At 72.1% G+C, this 16904-nt stretch carries 17 protein-coding genes; 11 read left to right on the forward strand and 6 right to left on the reverse strand.

Translation table 11 applies throughout. From position 1 onward, the window contains the following. Positions 1-156: 156 nt before the first annotated feature. Entirely contained in the window at positions 157-552 is a 396-nt protein-coding gene (locus tag ACIGHB_RS00320; protein WP_399908187.1) for a hypothetical protein, read from the forward strand. Here ACIGHB_RS00320 and ACIGHB_RS00325 read toward each other — a convergent pair. Continuing rightward, a complete protein-coding gene (locus tag ACIGHB_RS00325) occupies positions 549-1538 on the reverse strand; it encodes an ArsR family transcriptional regulator (RefSeq protein ID WP_399908190.1) in 990 nt (329 codons plus the stop codon). The genes ACIGHB_RS00320 and ACIGHB_RS00325 overlap by 4 nt on opposite strands. A gap of 212 nt (positions 1539-1750) precedes the next feature. Between ACIGHB_RS00325 and ACIGHB_RS00330 the strand changes: the two genes are divergently transcribed. Further along, complete coding sequence (locus tag ACIGHB_RS00330) at positions 1751-2986, forward strand: MFS transporter (RefSeq protein ID WP_399908193.1); 1236 nt, start codon at positions 1751-1753, stop codon at positions 2984-2986. Here ACIGHB_RS00330 and ACIGHB_RS00335 read toward each other — a convergent pair. The 4 genes from ACIGHB_RS00335 to ACIGHB_RS00350 all read right to left on the reverse strand — a co-directional run bounded on the left by ACIGHB_RS00335 (position 2922) and on the right by ACIGHB_RS00350 (position 7526). Then, complete coding sequence (locus tag ACIGHB_RS00335) at positions 2922-3587, reverse strand: HNH endonuclease (protein ID WP_399908195.1); 666 nt, start codon at positions 3585-3587, stop codon at positions 2922-2924. The genes ACIGHB_RS00330 and ACIGHB_RS00335 overlap by 65 nt on opposite strands. A 508-nt stretch (positions 3588-4095) precedes the next feature. Continuing rightward, the gene (locus tag ACIGHB_RS00340) at positions 4096-5553 is read right to left on the reverse strand and encodes a catalase (protein ID WP_360319130.1); all 1458 of its coding nucleotides are present in this window, start codon (positions 5551-5553) and stop codon (positions 4096-4098) included. Between the two features lie 186 nt (positions 5554-5739). After that, positions 5740-6630, reverse strand: coding sequence for a 2-hydroxy-3-oxopropionate reductase (locus ACIGHB_RS00345; RefSeq protein WP_399908199.1), 891 nt, complete (start codon positions 6628-6630; stop codon positions 5740-5742). 44 nt (positions 6631-6674) lie between these two features. Further along, a complete protein-coding gene (locus tag ACIGHB_RS00350) occupies positions 6675-7526 on the reverse strand; it encodes a TIM barrel protein (protein WP_360319126.1) in 852 nt (283 codons plus the stop codon). A gap of 140 nt (positions 7527-7666) precedes the next feature. Here ACIGHB_RS00350 and ACIGHB_RS00355 point away from each other — a divergent pair, with 140 nt between their 5' ends. The 8 genes from ACIGHB_RS00355 (at position 7667) to ACIGHB_RS00390 (ending at position 15027) form a co-directional block, all read left to right on the forward strand. After that, positions 7667-7927 carry a hypothetical protein gene (locus tag ACIGHB_RS00355; RefSeq protein WP_037881565.1) on the forward strand — a complete coding sequence of 87 codons (261 nt, stop codon included), beginning with the start codon at positions 7667-7669 and terminating at the stop codon, positions 7925-7927. 44 nt (positions 7928-7971) lie between these two features. Next, positions 7972-8310: a helix-turn-helix domain-containing protein gene (locus ACIGHB_RS00360; RefSeq protein ID WP_360319146.1), complete on the forward strand. Its 339-nt coding sequence runs from the start codon at positions 7972-7974 to the stop codon at positions 8308-8310. Positions 8311-8465: 155 nt separating this feature from the next. Further along, entirely contained in the window at positions 8466-8981 is a 516-nt protein-coding gene (uraD, locus tag ACIGHB_RS00365) for a 2-oxo-4-hydroxy-4-carboxy-5-ureidoimidazoline decarboxylase (RefSeq protein ID WP_360319124.1), read from the forward strand. Then, positions 8978-9385, forward strand: a complete 408-nt coding sequence (uraH, locus tag ACIGHB_RS00370) for a hydroxyisourate hydrolase (protein ID WP_360319122.1) — start codon at positions 8978-8980, stop codon at positions 9383-9385. The genes uraD and uraH overlap by 4 nt, the downstream gene beginning before the upstream one ends. Before the next feature lie 5 nt (positions 9386-9390). Next, entirely contained in the window at positions 9391-10314 is a 924-nt protein-coding gene (gene pucL, locus ACIGHB_RS00375) for a factor-independent urate hydroxylase (RefSeq protein ID WP_360319120.1), read from the forward strand. Positions 10315-10407: 93 nt separating this feature from the next. Continuing rightward, complete coding sequence (locus ACIGHB_RS00380) at positions 10408-11826, forward strand: nucleobase:cation symporter-2 family protein (RefSeq protein ID WP_360319118.1); 1419 nt, start codon at positions 10408-10410, stop codon at positions 11824-11826. Positions 11827-11901: 75 nt separating this feature from the next. Beyond that, positions 11902-13293 carry an 8-oxoguanine deaminase gene (locus ACIGHB_RS00385; protein WP_360319116.1) on the forward strand — a complete coding sequence of 464 codons (1392 nt, stop codon included), beginning with the start codon at positions 11902-11904 and terminating at the stop codon, positions 13291-13293. 393 nt (positions 13294-13686) lie between these two features. Further along, positions 13687-15027, forward strand: a complete 1341-nt coding sequence (locus ACIGHB_RS00390; RefSeq protein WP_360319144.1) for a nucleobase:cation symporter-2 family protein — start codon at positions 13687-13689, stop codon at positions 15025-15027. Positions 15028-15158: 131 nt separating this feature from the next. Here the strand turns inward: ACIGHB_RS00390 and ACIGHB_RS00395 are convergent, their stop codons facing one another. Further along, positions 15159-15770, reverse strand: coding sequence for a hypothetical protein (locus ACIGHB_RS00395; protein WP_399908207.1), 612 nt, complete (start codon positions 15768-15770; stop codon positions 15159-15161). A 143-nt stretch (positions 15771-15913) separates the two neighbouring features. On the opposite strand from ACIGHB_RS00395, the gene ACIGHB_RS00400 reads away from it, so the two are divergent. Continuing rightward, on the forward strand, positions 15914-16867 hold the full coding sequence (locus tag ACIGHB_RS00400; RefSeq protein ID WP_399908210.1) for a fibronectin type III domain-containing protein: 954 nt from the start codon (positions 15914-15916) through the stop codon (positions 16865-16867). Positions 16868-16904 lie beyond the last annotated feature (37 nt).

Raw genomic sequence — 16904 nt, forward strand, 5'->3', positions numbered from 1 at the left:
ACGTGCCCGGCAGGCTCCATCCGGCCGGGCACGTCGCCGTGTCCGCCGCCTACGCTGGGGAACGGACCGGGCCCGCCGGGGCGAGCCGTGCGCGGCGGGGCGAGCCGAGCCCGCCGAGCCGAGCCCGCCTGGTCGAGCCGAGGAGAGGACACCGCCATGCCCGTCGTCACCCGCCTGGTCACCCACGTCGAGCTGGACGCGGCGCGGACCACCGACCGGCAGCTGAGCGTCACGGCCCGCCTTGAGGCCGAACTCTCCGACGGGCGCGCCCTGGTCCTCCTCGACGACCGCGGCTGGAGCGAGAGCGGCCCCGCGGACCTCCGCGCCTTCCTGACCCGCGCGTCCGTCGAGGCGGACGCCCGCACCGTCGTCGGCCCCGACGAACCCTTCGGCGACCAGACCCCCGAGCAGGCCGCCGCCGCCCACTGGGGCGCGCTCGCCGACCGCCTCGCCCACCAGGGCGTCCCCGCCGACGCGGCCGGCCTCGCCGCCCTCCCGCACGCCGTCGAGCTCGACGAACGCCTCCGCGCCTGGGCGGGGTTCGAGGACTAGGACCTCGCCTGCGCCCGTACGAGCACCGCGCCGGCCTCCGTCCAGTCGTACAGGACCGAGCGTCCCGCCCTGCGCCGGCGTACAAGACCGGCGTCGTGCAGCACCTTCAGATGGCGCCCGACCGAGCCGAGCCCCTGCCCCGTCAGCGCCACCAACTGGCTGGTCGACAGCGGGAATTCGAGGCGCAGCAGCACCCCCGCCCTGGCCGGTCCCAGGAGCGCCCCCAGGGCCTGGGGCACGACCGGACCCGACCGGTCGGCCAGCACCCCGGAGCAGGCGTAGACGATCGCCGACCGCTCCTCCGCCTCCCCGGGCGCCTCCCACGACACCCAGCCCGTCACTGGCGTCACCGGCACCAGCAACAGCCGCCCGCCGTCGACCGAACGCGGCGGATAGTCACGGGGGTTGACCTGGAGCCGTCCGTTCCCGAGCCAGCGCATCCGGCCCGGGCACAGCTCGTCCAGCGCCGCGGCCCAGCCGTCCCGGGCCAGCCGCGCGGTCCTCGCCGTCACATCGGCCTCCAGCACCCTCCGCCGCCGCGGCCACTCCGGCAGCACCGTCTCCCGCCACACCCAGGTGAGCAGCGCGGCGAGACGCTCCGGCAGGTCGCGCGCCGAGCGCAGCGGTTCGGGGACCCGACCGCCCGCCGAGACCGCCAGGTCGGCGACGGCGGCTTCCGGCGTGGTCGCCCGCACCGCCTCGACCTCCTCCTCGAAGGCCCGCTCGCCGTCGCCCCACGGGGTGGGGGTCATGAAGTCCGCGTTCCAGGTGGGGCTGATCGCCGACCGGACGAGCAGCGCGTCCAGCGGCTCGGCGGCCAGCCGGGCCCGGTACGCGGGCAGCCGATCCGCCAGCCACTCCCGCTCGCCCGGATGGCCCGCCCGGCCCGCGTGCAGGGTCTGCAGCGACGCGACGGTCTCGGCGAGCGGCGAGATCACGAACCGGCCCCCGGCGAGCGTGTCCGCGCCCAGCCGCCACCACCCCATGCCGTTTTCCCTTCCCCACGCGCTCCGGAGACCAGCGAAACAGCCGTCCCCGCCCCGTGCCACTGTTTCGCGGGAGCGCGCAACAGTTCCGGCTCGGCCCTCGTCTTGTTGTTTCGCGGGAGCGCGACAGTACCGGCGCGGCCCCCGTCCCGTTGTTTCGCGGGAGCGCGCAACAGTACCGGCGCCGTCCCCGGCTCCCCAGAATCCCGGCCATGCCCCTCTCCGTCACCGAGGCGCCCGCCGCCGGGCCCCGCTACCGCGACCTGTTCCGCACCCCCGAGTTCACGCCCCTCTTCCTCGCCGGCTCCGCGCAGACCGCCGCCCAGACCCTCGCGGGGCTCGGACTGGCCACGCTCGTGTTCCGGGCCACCGGTTCGCCGCTGCTGACCGCGCTCGCGATGTTCGGCCCCGCGCTCGCCCAGCTGCTCGGTGCCACGACCCTGCTCTCCGCCGCGGACCGGCTGCCGCCCAGGACCGCGCTGACCGTCGTCTCCGTCGTCTTCGCCGCGGGGACGGGCGTCCAGGCCGTGCCCGGGGTGCCGCTCGGCGTCTCCTTCGGGCTCCTCGCGGTCCTCGGGGTCGTGGGCTCGCTCGGCGGGGGAGTGCGGTACGGGCTCCTCGGCGAGATCCTGCCGCGCGAGCGCTACCTGCTGGGCCGCTCGGTCCTCAACATGGCGGTCGGCCTCTGCCAGATCGCCGGCTTCGCCGCCGGCGGCGTCCTCCTCGCCGTGCTCTCCCCGCACGGCACCCTCCTCGCCGGCGCCGGCCTCTACCTCCTGGCGGGCCTCCTCCACCGCTGCGGGCTCACCGTCCGTCCGCCCCGCGCCACCGGGCGGGTCTCCGCCGCCGCGACCTGGCGGACCAACGTCATGCTGCTCGCCGACCGCCCCCGCCGGCTGCTCTATCTGGCGCTGTGGGTGCCCAACGGGCTGATCGTCGGCTGCGAGGCGCTGTTCGTGTCGTACGCCCCCGACCGCGCGGGCCTGCTCTTCGCCTGCGCCGCCGCCGGCATGCTCGCCGGGGACACCCTGGTGGGGCGGTTCGTCCCGGCCCGGCTGCGCGTCCGGCTCGCCGCCGCCCTCCAGGCGCTGCTCGCGGCCCCGTACCTGCTCTTCGCGTGGGGTACGGGGCTGCCCGTGGCGGCGGCGGGCGCGGCCGTCGCGGTGTCCGCGGTCGGCTACGGCGCGAGCCTGCTGTACCAGGAGCGGCTGCTCGCGCGCGTTCCCGAGGAGTCGAGCGGGCACGCGCTCGGCCTGCACGGCTCGGGGATGCTCGCCTGCCAGGGCCTCGCCGCGGCCCTGGCGGGCGGGCTCGCGCAGCTCACCTCCCCGGCGACGGCGATGGCCCTCCTCGCGGCGGCCTCGCTCGTCGTCACCGGCCTGCTCACTGCGGGGCTGTCGAGCGCTGCACCACGGTCTCCTCGCACGGGCCGTCGGCGAACAGCTTGAGCGCCTCCATCTCGTCCTTGTCGACCGAGAGGCCCCAGCGCAGCTTGGTGCCGACCCACTCGCCGACGTAGCGGCAGTAGGCGGCGTTCCCGTCCGGCACCCACTCGGCGGGGTCCTGGTTTCCCTTGGCCTTCTGGCTGCGGGCGGTGACGGCGACCAGGGTGGCCGCGGCCCCCTGGTCGTTGGCGAACAGTGCCCGCCGCGCGGGTGTCCAGGCGGAGGCGCCCGAGGCCCACGCCTCCGCGAGCGGGACGAGGTGGTCGACGCGGAGCAGCGCCGGGTCGGTGACGGTCTGTCCGTCGTAGTACGAGGTCCACTTGCCGCCGGTCAGCGCGCAGGCGGTGCCGGTGGCGGGCGCCTCGACGGCCTCCGCGAGCAGGACCTCGGCGCGGGTGTCGCAGTCGTCGGCGGTGTCGAGGCCCTTGTCCCAGTGGGCGAAGGCGGCCACCGCGTATCCCTGGGAGTCCTCGGTGGCCTCGGTCAGCTCGGCGAGCGCGTCGGGGAAGAGCTGGATGCCGGCGGAGGCGGCGGGGGCGGGGGCGGCGAGCGGGGACAGGACGAGGGCGAGCGGGACGAGCCCGCGCATCAGGTTCTTGATCACGTACCGGTGGATAGCGCCGGAACCGGGGCGCACGGGAGGCGCATCGCGGTGCGCTCACCCGAGCGGGTGCGGATCTTCACCGCAGAAACGATGCGCTGGTCCGGCGTACGGGACGGGGTCCGGCGGCGTACGGGACGGGTCCGGCGTGCGAGACGACGAAAGAGCGCGGAACCAGGGACCGTAAACCTGGTTCCGCGCTCTCGTCTGGTGACCGCCCGACGGCGCGAGGCTGGCGCGACAGGACGTTCGCACCGCCGGGCGGAGTCTGTGGGCCCCCTGCGGGGGCGGGCGTTGGGACCGCGGCGGCTCCGGCGGACGCTTCGGCCGGTCCCTTCCTTCAGGTCTGGAAGGGGGGCCTGGCGTCCTGGCCACCGCACTGGCTCGGAGCCACCGCGGTCCTCACGCTGTCCATGAACACCGGCCACCCCTCATCCGGGCCGGTGTTCCGGACGGCGTACGGCATTGACCTCCCGTCAGATGCCGTACGCGGTCTGGGAATCCGAGAAGATCAGTCCTCGCGCAGGGCGCGGACGGCCTCTTCGACGCGCTTGCCGTAGTCGGCGTCGGCGGCGGCGAAGTGGGCGAGGTTCTTCTCGATGACGTCCTCGCGGGACACCTGGGAGAGACCGCCGGCGATGTTGGCGACCAGACGGGTCTTCTCCTCCTCCGACATCAGGCGGTAGAGCTCGCCGGCCTGGAAGAAGTCGTCGTCCTTGGTGTGCTGCGGGGCCGCGTGGGTGCCGGTCCAGCCGTGGATCGCGAGCGGCGCGGAGAGCGGCGTGTCGATCTGGGCCGGGCCCTGGTACGAGTTGGGCTCGTAGTTCTTGTCGTACCGCGAGCCGTTGCGGGTCGCCATGGCGCCGTCCCGGCCGTAGTTCTCGGCGACGGTCGCCTTGGGGGCGTTCACCGGGAGCTGGGTGTGGTTGACGCCGAGGCGGTAGCGGTGGGCGTCCGCGTAGGCGAAGAGGCGGCCCTGGAGCATCTTGTCCGGCGACGGGCCGATGCCCGGGACGAAGTTGTTCGGGGAGAACGCGGCCTGCTCGACCTCGGCGAAGACGTTGTCCGGGTTGCGGTCGAGGACCATCCGGCCGACGCGCTGGAGCGGGTAGTCGGCGTGCGGCCACACCTTGGTGAGGTCGAACGGGTTGAAGCGGTACTCGGCGGCCTCGGCGGCCGGCATGACCTGCACGTACAGGGTCCAGGACGGGTTCACGCCGCGCTCGATGGCCTGGAGCAGGTCCGTCTGGTGCGAGTTGGCGTCCTTGCCGACGACCTCGGCGGCCTGGTCGGCGGAGAGGGAGCGGATGCCCTGGTTCGTCTTGAAGTGGTACTTGACGAAGAACGCCTCGCCCGCCTCGTTGGTCCACTGGTAGGTGTGCGAGCCGTAGCCGTTCATGTGACGGTACGAGGCCGGGATGCCGCGGTCGCCCATGAGCCAGGTGATCTGGTGGGTGGCCTCGGGGGCGTGGGCCCAGAAGTCCCAGACGTTGTCCGCCTCCTGCTTGCCCGTGAAGGGGTCGCGCTTCTGGGAGTGGATGAAGTCGGGGAACTTGATCGGGTCCTTGATGAAGAACACCGGGGTGTTGTTGCCGACGAGGTCGTAGTTGCCCTCGGCGGTGTAGAACTTCACCGCGAAGCCGCGCGGGTCGCGGACCGCGTCCGCGCCGCCGAGCGAGTCGGCCACGGTGGAGAAGCGGATGAACAGCTCCGTCTTCTTGCCCACCTCGGAGAGGAAGTCGGCCTTGGTGAAGCCGGTGACGTCGTCGGTCACCTCGAAGTAGCCGTACGCGCCGGAGCCGCGGGCGTGCACCACGCGCTCCGGGATGCGCTCACGGTTGAAGCGCGCGAGCTTCTCCAGCAGGTGCTGGTCCTGGAGGAGGAGAGGGCCACCGACGCCGGCGGTGGCGGAGTTCTGGTTGTCGGCGACGGGGGCGCCGGACTCGGTCGTAAGCACGCGCTTCGACATGGTGGCCTTTCCGTACGGATGCTGCTGACTGCCGTGGAGCGTAAGTTCGCTCGAAACACCGCGTCAACAGTTTGTTGAAATCGAAGTGTGGTGTTCCGGTCGGCGGCGGCGCCTGGGCGCGACAGGACAGGTGTCAGCGCCGCCGCCGACCGGAAATCAGGGGCCCCGGTGATCCGGGGCGGTGGATCAGACCTGGGCGCCGGAGAGGCGCTCGACGGCGCGGAGCAGCGCCGAGTGGTCCAGGCCGCCGTCACCCTGCGCGCGCAGGGAGGCGACGAGCTGGGCGACCACGGCGCCGACCGGGAGGGCCGCGCCGACGTTGCGGGCGGCGTCGGTCACGATGCCCATGTCCTTGTGGTGCAGGTCGATCCGGAAGCCGGGCTTGAAGTCCCGGTTCAGGAAGTTGTCCTTCTTGCGGGTCAGCACGGTCGAGCCGGCCAGACCGCCGTTGAGGACGTCCAGGGCGGCCTGGAGGTTCACGCCGGACTTCTCCAGGAAGACCACGGCCTCGGCGCACGCCTGGATGTTCACGGCGACGATGAGCTGGTTGGCCGCCTTGACCGTCTGGCCGGAGCCGTGCGGGCCGCAGAGCACGATGACCTTGCCGAGGGCCTCCAGGATCGGGAGGGCCTCGTCGAAGTCGGCCTGCTCGCCGCCGACCATGATGGAGAGCACGGCCTCGATGGCGCCGGCCTCGCCGCCGGAGACGGGGGCGTCGATGACGCGGATGCCCTTCTCCTTGGCGTTCTTGGCCAGGTCGACGGAGGTCTGCGGGGTGATCGACGACATGTCGATGATCAGCGCGCCCTGCTTGGCGTTCTCCAGGATGCCCTCGGGGCCGTAGGAGATGGCCTCGACCTGCGGGGAGGCGGGCACCATCGTGATGATCACGTCGGCGTCCTTGACGGCCTCGGCGATCGAGCCGGCCGCGGAGCCGCCGGCCTTGGCCAGGCGGTCCAGCTTGTCCTGCTCCAGCGTGAAGCCGGTGACCGAGTAGCCGGCCTTGATCAGGTTCTCGGACATGGGGGAGCCCATGATGCCGAGGCCGATCCACGCGATCTTGGGAAGGTTGCTCATGAGGGTGCCTCTCAAAACAAGGTCGTACGGGGAGGGGGCCTGCGTCAGCGGGCCGGGCGGGCCTCTGCGGGCAGCCATTCGAAGGACGCGGCGGCGTCGGCGGCCTTGTACTCCAGGCCGACCCAGCCGTCGTAACCGGCCTTCTTGAGCTCGTCGAGCAGCTGCTCCAGCGGCAGTTCGCCGGTGCCCGGGGCGCCGCGGCCCGGCATGTCCGCGATCTGGACGTGGCCGGTCTTCGCCGCGTACTCGGCGATGACGGCGCTGACGTCCTCGCCGTTCATGGCCAGGTGGTAGATGTCGAGGAGGAACTTGGCGTTGCCGAGTCCGGTGGCCTCGTTCACCTTGTCGACGACCTCGATCGCGGAGGGGGCGCTCACCAGCGGGTAGAGCGGCGACTCCGGCTTGTTCAGGGTCTCGATCAGCAGGATCGCGCCGACGCGGTCGGCGGCGCGGGCGGCCAGGACCAGGTTCTCCAGGGCGAGGGCGTCCTGGACCTCCGGGTCGACGCCTTCGACGCGGTTGCCGTACAGCGCGTTGAGCGCCTTGCAGCCGACCGAGGCGGCGAAGTCCGCGGCGACGTCGATGTTGGCCTTGAAGCGGTCGGACTCCTCGCCCGGGACCGAGACCGCGCCGCGGTCCGGGCCGGGGAGCTGTCCGGCGTAGAAGTTCAGGCCCACGAGCTGGGTGCCGGCGTCCTCGAGGGCCTTCTTGAGGGCGTCGAGCTCGCTCTGCTCGGGGGTGGCGGTGTCGATCCAGGGCCACCACAGCTCGACCGCGGTGAAGCCCGCCGCGGCGGCGGCCGCGGGGCGCTCCAGGAGCGGGAGTTCCGTGAAGAGGATCGACAGGTTCACATCGAAGCGCTGGTCCGTGCCGGCGCCTACTGAGAAGCGGGCCATGAGGGGCGGCGCTCCTTCCGTATCGCGGAAGTCGTTTTCTGTCTGGTGGAAGGTTGCAGGGCGGGCGACCCACTTGTCAAGGGCACCCGCCGGCCACGGGGCTCCCCAGCTGCCCGAACGGCCCGTAGCGTGGGGGCATGGTGCGTTTGAGAGTGGAGTTCACGACCGAGCCGTTCGACCTCGACGAGGCGCCGGCCCACGCGGTCGTGGCCCGTGAGGTCATCCAGTCGGCCGAACTGGACGCCGTCGATGTCGGCCCCTTCGGCAACACCGCGGAAGGCGGCGCCGACGCCGTCCTCACCGCCGTCGACGAGCTGCTGCGCAAGGCGCTCGGTGCCGGTGCCACCCGGGTCTCGCTCCAGGTCAACGTGATCGGTGAGGGCGGGGAGGACGCGAAGTGACCGAGCATCCCTTGACGGCGGCGGTGAAGCCGCTGGTCGACGCGATGGGCGCGGAGGTGCTGGAGCCGGCGCAGGCCGCGGCCGACGACGTCGTGCTCTCCTGGGAGGGCGAGGACGTCCTCGCCGTACGGCTGCCGCAGCTGTCCGACTCCCTGGACCACATCCTCGCGGCGATGGAGCGGCGGCACGGGGTGCCCCTGTCGGAGCTCGACCGCAAGGCCAAGCAGGAGGTCGTCCGGGTGCTGGAGGCGCGCGGGGCCTTCTCGGTGCGGCACGGCGTGGAGACGGTGGCCGGGGCACTGGGTGTCAGCCGCTTCACCGTCTACAACTACCTGAACCGCGAGACCGCCCTGAACAGGGAAAAGGGCGCCAAGAACGCCTAGTTGATCAAGCATGGCCACCAGCCGTCGTCCGCATGTCGGGACGACGGCTTTTGTGTCACCGAGTTTTCAACAAAGTGTTGACGTCGTGTTGCCGAGGGCGTTAGCTATCCGCAGCCCGTCCGACGCACAGCGAAAAACAGCCACGGAGGCTTCCCGTGACTTCAGGTACGACACCGGGCCTCACCCGGTTCAACACCTCCGCGGACAGCGAGGCTCTCGCCGCGCTCCACGAGGTGTGCTCCAGTTCGGCGTGGGGGAGCAAGCTTGTCGCCCAGCGCCCGTACACCACCGCCGAAGCCCTCTTCCTCGCCAGCGACGCCGCCATGGCCGAGCTGACCGCCGAGGACCTGGCCGAGGCGATGGCGGGCCACCCGCCGATCGGTCGTCCGAAGGAAGGGGATGCCACCTCCACCCGCGAGCAGAGCGGGATGGCCGGCTCCTCCGACGCGCTCAAGGCCGAGATGCTCGAACTGAACCTGGCCTACCAGGACCGGTTCGGCCATGTCTTCCTCATCTGCGCCACCGGCAAGACCGGCGAGCAGATGCGCGACGCGGTCCGGGAACGGATCGGCAACTCGCCCGAGGAGGAGCGTGAGATCGTCCGCGCCGAACTGGGCAAGATCAACCGCATCCGGCTCACCCGTCTCGTAGAGGAAGAGAGCGCCGCATGAGCACCGACACCACGGCCTCGGTGTCCACCCACATCCTGGACACCAGCATCGGACGCCCCGCGGAGGGCGTGGCGATCGCCCTCGCCGCCCGCGCCGGCTCCGACGCCGCCTGGGTCGCGCTCGGCGGCTCGGCCACCGACGCCGACGGACGGTGCAAGGACCTGCCGGCCCTGCCGGTCGGCACCACCCACGTACGCCTCGACTTCGAGACCGAGACGTACTTCCTGAGCAAGCAGAACCAGCAAGCCGAGGCGCAGCAGGACGCCCCCGCGAATCGGGACAGCGGTCCGTCCGGTGCTTTCTTCCCCGAGGTGGCGATCACGTTCGCCGTCAAGCCGGGCGAGCACTACCACGTACCGCTGCTGCTCAACCCGTTCGGCTACTCCGTTTACCGAGGGAGCTAGCAGACATGCCCACGATTCTCGGCCAGAACCAGTACGGCAAAGCAGAGAACCGCGTCGTCAAGATCACGCGGGACGGCGCCACCCACCACATCAAGGACCTGAACGTCTCCGTCGCCCTCTCCGGCGACCTCAGCGACGTCCACCTCACCGGCTCCAACGCCAACTGCCTCCCCACCGACACGACGAAGAACACCGTCTTCGCGTTCGCCAAGGAGTACGGCATCGAGTCCGCCGAGCAGTTCGGCATCCACCTCGCCCGCCACTTCGTGACGAGCCAGGAGCCGATCAAGCGGGCCCGCATCCGGATCGAGGAGTACTCCTGGGAGCGCATCGCCTCCTCGGACGCCAACTCCAAGTTCATCGGCTCCGACGAGGTCAACCACTCCTTCGCCCGCAAGGGCCAGGAGACCCGGGTCACCCAGATCACCTACGACGGCGACAAGTGGGAGGTCATCTCCGGCCTCAAGGACCTCGTCGTCATGAACTCCACCAACTCGGAGTTCTGGGGCTACATCAAGGACCAGTACACCACCCTCCAGGAGGCGTACGACCGCATCCTGGCCACCCAGGTGTCCGGCCGCTGGCGGTTCAACTGGACCGACGACGACCAGCGCATGCCCAACTGGGAGCGGTCCTACGAGCAGACCAAGAAGCACATGCTCGAAGCGTTCGCGGAGACCTACTCGTACTCCCTCCAGCAGACGCTGTACCAGATGGCCACGCGGATCATCAACCACCGCGCGGAGATCGACGAGGTGCGCTTCTCGCTCCCCAACAAGCACCACTTCCTGGTGGACCTGGAGCCCTTCGGGCTGAAGAACGACAACGAGGTCTACTACGCCGCGGACCGCATGTACGGCCTCATCGAGGCCACGGTCCTGCGTGACGGCGCCGAGGCGCTGATCCCGGTCGACATGACCAACCTCTGAGTGGCACCACATCTCTGAGCGGCACTGAGTGATCCGGTCCCCGCCCGCCCGCAGTCGGGCGGGGACCGGCACCAGATCCGGAGGGAACCCAGCATGGCACTGCCCGCAAAGGGGCCGGCGTCCGCCGAAGGCCCGTGTTCCACCCCGTCGACCACCGAGGCCCCTGCCCAGGCCGCCTGCCATCCGGTCGACGAGAAGCTCCCCGCCTCGCGGCTCGTCCCCGCGGCACTCCAGCACATCGCCGCCATGTACGCCGGCGTCGTCACCCCTCCGCTCATCATCGGCCAGGCCGTCGGCCTGGACGCGGCCGGGATGACCCGGCTCATCGCCGCCGGCCTCCTCATCGCCGGCTGCGCCACGATCCTCCAGACGCTCGGCGTCCGGAACTTCGCCGGCAACCGGCTCCCGTTCGTCAACGCCGCCTCCTCCGCGGGCATCGCCCCCATGCTGGCCATCGCCGAGACGAGCGCCCCCGGGCACCAGCTCCCCGCCATCTACGGCGCGGTCATGGTCGCCGGAGTCTTCTGCCTCGCCGTCGGCCCCTTCTTCGGCCGGCTGCTCCGCTTCTTCCCGCCGCTCGTCACCGGCGTCGTCATCACCCTGATCGGCGTCACCCTGATGCCGGTGCCCGTCAGCTGGGCCCAGGGCGGCGACAGGACCGCCGCCGACTTCGGCGCCATGAAGTACCTCGCGCTCGCCGGCTTCACCCTGGTCGTCGTCCTGATGTTCCAGCGCTTCGGCCGCGGCTTCCTCAAGCAGATCGCGCTGCTCCTCGGGCTCTTCTTCGGCACCCTCGCCGCGATCCCCTTCGGGATGGCCGACTTCACCGCCCTGCGCGAGGCACCCGTCGCCGCCCTGCCCACGCCCTTCGCCTTCGGCGCCCCCGAGTTCCAGCCCGCCGCGATCCTCTCCCTGTGCATCGTGATGCTGGTCCTCATGACCGAGTCCAGCGCGGGCATGCTCGCCCTCGGCGAGATCTGCGACCGGCCCAGCGACGGGAAGACCATCACCCGGGGCCTGCGCACCGACGGCATCGCCACCCTGCTCGGCCCCGTCTTCGGCGGCTTCCCGACCTCCGCCTTCGCGCAGAACGTCGGCGTCGTCTCGCTCACCCGGGTCCGCTCCCGCTACGTGGTCGCCGTCGCCGGCGGCGCCCTCCTCGTGCTCGGCGCCTTCCCGGTCCTCGGCGCGGTCGTCTCGCTGGTCCCCATGCCCGTCCTCGGCGGCGCCGGCATCGTCCTCTTCGGCTCCATCGCGGTCAGCGGCATCCGGACCCTCTCCGAGGCCGGCCTCGACGACAGCTCCAACATCATCCTGGTGGCCGTCGCGCTCGGAGCGGGCATCATCCCGCTCGCCGCACCCACCTTCTACGCCGGATTCCCCGCCTGGGCGCAGACCGTGCTCGGCTCCGGCATCAGCGCCGGCGCGCTCGTCGCCGTCCTGCTGAATCTGTTCTTCCACCATCTCGGCACCCGGAGCCGTCAGACGGCCCCGGCACTCAAATCCTCCTAGGGTCCTGCCGTGCCCTCCCTCCACGACCTCCTCGTGAAGGGATCCCCACCCCCCTGGAATGAAGGAAGCACCGCCATGGCAGCACCTTCGGCAGCCCCCCAGCGCATCGTCATCGAGAACGCGGCCATCGCCACCGTCGACGCGCAGGACACCGAGTACGCCTCCGGCTACCTCGTCGTCGCCGACAACCGGATCGAGTCCCTCGGCGCCGGCAAGGCTCCCGAGAACCTGGAGAACGTGGTCCGGCGGATCGACGCCACCGGCCACCTGATCACGCCGGGCCTGGTCAACACCCACCACCACTTCTACCAGTGGATCACCCGGGGCCTCGCCACCGACCACAACCTCTTCAACTGGCTGGTCGCGCTCTACCCGACCTGGGCCCGCATCGACGAGCAGATGGTGCGCGTCGCCGCCCAGGGTTCGCTGGCCATGATGGCCCGCGGCGGTGTCACCACCGCCATGGACCACCACTACGTCTTCCCGCAGGGCTCCGGCGACCTCTCCGGCGCCATCATCGGCGCCGCCTCCGAGATGGGCGTCCGCTTCACCCTGGCCCGCGGCTCCATGGACCGCAGCGAGAAGGACGGCGGCCTGCCGCCGGACTTCGCGGTCGAGACCACCGAGGGCGCGCTCGCCGCGACCGAGGAGACGGTCAAGAAGTTCCACGACGCCTCCTTCGACTCGATGACGCAGGTCGCCGTCGCCCCCTGCTCGCCCTTCTCCATCTCCACCGAGCTGCTCCGCGAGGGCGCCGCGCTCGGCCGCCGGCTCGGTGTGCGCATGCACACCCACGGCTCGGAGACCGTGGAGGAGGAGAAGTTCTGCCACGAGCTCTTCGGCATGGGCCCGACCGACTACTTCGAGTCGACCGGCTTCCTCGGCGAGGACGTGTGGATGGCGCACTGCGTCCACATGAACGACTCCGACATCGCCGCCTTCGCCCGCACGAAGACCGGCGTCGCCCACTGCCCGTCGTCCAACGCGCGCCTCGCCGCCGGCATCGCCCGCGTCCCCGACATGCTGAAGGCCGGCGTACCGGTCGGCCTCGGCGTCGACGGCACCGCCTCCAACGAGTCCGGCGAGCTCCACACCGAGCTGCGCAACGCGCTGCTCATCAACCGCCTCGGCGCCCACCGCGAGGCCGCGCTCAACGCCCGCCAGGCCCTGCGCCTCGGCACCTACGGCGGTGCGCAGGTCCTCGGCCGCGCCGACAACATCGGCTCCCTGGAGGCGGGCAAGCTCGCCGACTTCGTCCTCTGGAAGATCGACGGCCTCGGCCACTCGTCGATCGCCGACCCGGTCACCGCCATCGTCTTCGGCGCGGCGGCCCCGGTCACCGCCTCCTTCGTCAACGGCAAGCAGATCGTGGAGAACAACCGACTGCTCACCGTCGACGAGGACACCATCGCGCGTGACGCGCGCACGGAGGCCCAGCGCCTGGCCCGCATCGCGGCCCAGGGCTGATCCTCCCCCCGGAGTCCGGTCGAGGGGGACGGCCCTCGACCGGTCGCCGCGGACCCGAGCGGGGCCCGCGGCAGCCCGACCGGGGGGCGTCGTACGCAGAAGTCGTACGGCGCCACCCGGGACGGTGAAACCCGTCCGCACCCCCGTCGGGCCCCCCGCCCCAGCGCCGCACCCCTTCCTCCGGCGCGCCGCACCACCTCGCACCGAGCCGCACCTCCTGCACTTCGCACCGCATCGCTCCACCTCCCTGACACCCGCGTCACCGCCGACGTGTACCCGACCGGAGGAACCGCCGTGGCCGACACGCCCCAGGTTCGCAATGCACAAGACGCAGGCACCGCCCCGGAAGACCGGACCAAGCATCCGGTCGACGAGATCCTGCCCCCTCTGAAGATGTTCACCAGCGGCCTCCAGCACGTGGCCGCCATGTACGCGGGCGTGGTGGCCCCGCCGCTGATCGTCGGAGCGGCCGTCGGCCTCTCCGGCACCGAGCTCACCTTCCTCACCGGCGCCAGCCTCTTCACGGCCGGCCTCGCCACCTTCCTCCAGACGCTCGGCTTCTGGAAGATCGGAGCCAAGCTCCCCTTCGTCAACGGCGTCACCTTCGCCGGCGTGGCCCCGATGCTGGCCATCGTCGACACGACGGACGACAAGGCCGACGCGCTGCCCATCATCTTCGGCGCGATCATCGTCGCCGGTCTGCTGGGCTTCCTCGCCGCTCCCTGGTTCTCCCGGCTGGTGCGGTTCTTCCCGCCGGTGGTCACCGGCACCGTCATCACCCTCATCGGCGTCTCGCTGCTGCCGGTCGCCTTCGGCTGGGCCCAGGGGCCCAACCCCGCCGCCGAGGACTACGGTTCGGTCAAGTTCCTGGCCCTGGCGGGCATCACGCTCGTCGTGGTCCTGCTGCTGCGCCGCTTCACCCGAGGCTTCCTGAAGCAGATCGCCGTCCTGGTCGGCCTGGTCCTCGGCACCCTGATCGCCATACCCTTCGGCGTCACCGACTTCAGCGCGGTGGCGGAGGCGGACATCGTCGGCTTCCCGACGCCGTTCCACTTCGGCGCCCCGCAGTTCGCCCTCGCCGCGATCATCTCGATGTGCGTGGTCATGCTCGTCTCGATGACCGAGTCCACCGCCGACATGCTGGCGCTGGGTGAGATCGTCGAGAAGCCGGCCGACGAGAAGACCATCGCCGGCGGTCTGCGCGCCGACACCCTCGGCTCCGCGCTCAGCCCGCTCTTCAACGGCTTCATGTGCAGCGCCTTCGCCCAGAACGTCGGCCTGGTCGCCATGACCCGGATCCGCAGCCGCTACGTCGTCGCCTGCGGCGGCGGCCTGCTGGTCCTCATGGGCCTCTCGCCCGTCGCGGCCTCGCTGATCTCGGTGGTGCCGCGGCCGGTCCTCGGCGGCGCGGGCGTCGTCCTCTTCGGCTCGGTCGCCGCCAGCGGCATCCAGACCCTGGTCAAGGCCGGCCTGGAGAAGGACAACAACGTCCTCATCGTGGCCGTCTCGCTGGCCGTCGGCATCATCCCGATCACGGCGCCGGAGTTCTACCACGCCTTCCCGGAGACCGCGAAGATCATCCTGGACTCCGGCATCTCGACCGGCTGTGTCGCCGCCGTCCTGCTCAACGTGGTCTTCAACCACTTCGGCGGGCGCAAGGACGACGACGACGTGACGGCGCCGATGGAGCCGGGCGAGGAGATCCGCACCGCCAAGACGGCCCACGCCCACTAGGCCCAGGCCCACCAGGCCAAGCCCCGTAAGCCCCGCGCCCGTCAGCGCGCGCATCACGCACCACAGCCGTCCCGCCCGCCCCGGGCCCCGCGCACCCCGCGGGGCCCGGGGCGGCGGCGTACCCGCCGTGCTCACGCCGACTCCAGGGCGATCCGCCGGGCGCACTCCCCGGCCAGCGCCGGATACGCGGCGGCGATCGCCCGGTACAGCCTGCGCCGCAGCAGCCGCTCGGCCTCGCGGCGGCCGGCGTCGCCGTACAGCCCGTCGAGCAGCGTCTCGTACCGGGCCAGCGCCTGTCGCAGATAGCCCACCTGCCACCGGACGAGCGAGCCGGCCGGCGCCGGGACCCCCCTCCCGCCCGGGCCCGCGCCCGGACCGCGCGCGGTCGTCAGGTGCCGGTGCCGGACCGCCCGCCGCTCCAGCTCGGCCGCCGGCAGCCGGGGCACCTCGATCGGCTCGGCCCGGACCGCCGCCAGCACGGCGGACCGCCGGCTCCCGGCGAGGACCCCGAGGGCCGCGCTCCGGGGAGTCTCCGCCAGGGCCGCGGACGCCGCCGCGAACTCCGGCGTCCGCTCCACCGCCTCCACCCGCGCCAGCAGGTACAGCCGCACCGGCGCCGGCGCGTACCGGCGCGGGTCCCGCCCCTGCACGTCCGGCAGCCCGAGCAGCTCCCGCACCATCGCGTCGGTCCAGCCGCGCCGCCGCACCCCGGCCGGCGACACGTACAGCGAACGGTCCGTCATGATCCCCCCAAGAATCGACTACGGAGAGTAACGATTCCAGTGAAGCGCACCCCACTGACAACGCCCCCGCGCCGCCCCCTTGCGAACCCCTCCCTCCGCATGCGATATAGGTCTGGACCTTTCCGACGGACGGAGGCCGGCCCGTGCAACGCCCGCTCGCCGCAAGCCTGTTGACAAGTGCGCTGCTCGTTTCCCTGGCCGCCTGCTCCGGCCCCCCGCCGAAGGACACCACCCCGCCCGCCGCCCCCACCGGCCTCACCGCCACCTCGGGGAGCTCCACCACCGTCCACGTCATGTGGGAGGCCGCCACCGACGACCGCGCCGTCACCGCCTACCAGGTCCTCCAGGACGGCCGCCAGGTCAGGGAGCTCCCCGCCACCACCCTCATGACCGACGTCACCGGCCTCGCCCCCGGCACCCGCCACACCTTCGCCGTCCGCGCCCGCGACGCCGCCGGAAACACCTCGCCCGCCACCCCCGCCGTCCCCGCGACCACCCTCCGCGCCACCGCCGAGGACCGCGAACCCCCCACCGCCCCCGGCACCCTGCGCGCCACCCCCGCCGGCTCCGACGCCGCCGTCCTCACCTGGACCGCCTCCCGCGACGACACCCGCGTCACCGCCTACGACGTCCACCAGGCCGGCGTCCGCGTCCACACCGCCCCCGGCACCGCCACCACCGCCCGCGTCACCGGCCTGCGCCCCGGCACCGCCTACTCCTTCACCCTCCGCGCCCGCGACGCCGCCGAGAACTCCTCCCCGGACAGCCCCGCCGCCGACCTCACCACCGCACCCGCCCCCGGCGCACCCCCCAACACCTCCCCGCTCGCCCTCACCGCCACCTCCCGCGCCGGCGAGATCACCCTCACCTGGACCCCGCCGGAGACCGGAGCCCCCGTCACCCACCACGAACTCCACATCGACGGCCGCTTCGCCACCACCGTCGTCTGGGGCACCACCCCGCCCCCCGGCCGCGCCACCTACACCTTCCCGGCCCAGGCGAAACCCGGCACCACCCTCACCCTCACCCTCCGCGCCCGCCTCCCCGACGGCACCTGGGGCGACTTCTCCGCACCCCGCGCGGTCACCGTCCGCTGACACCCCCGCCGGGGGTGTCCCTCAGGCCGTTCCCGGC

Source organism: Streptomyces sp. NPDC085460, assembly GCF_044541975.1.
In the GTDB taxonomy this organism is placed as follows: Bacteria; Actinomycetota; Actinomycetes; order Streptomycetales; family Streptomycetaceae; genus Streptomyces.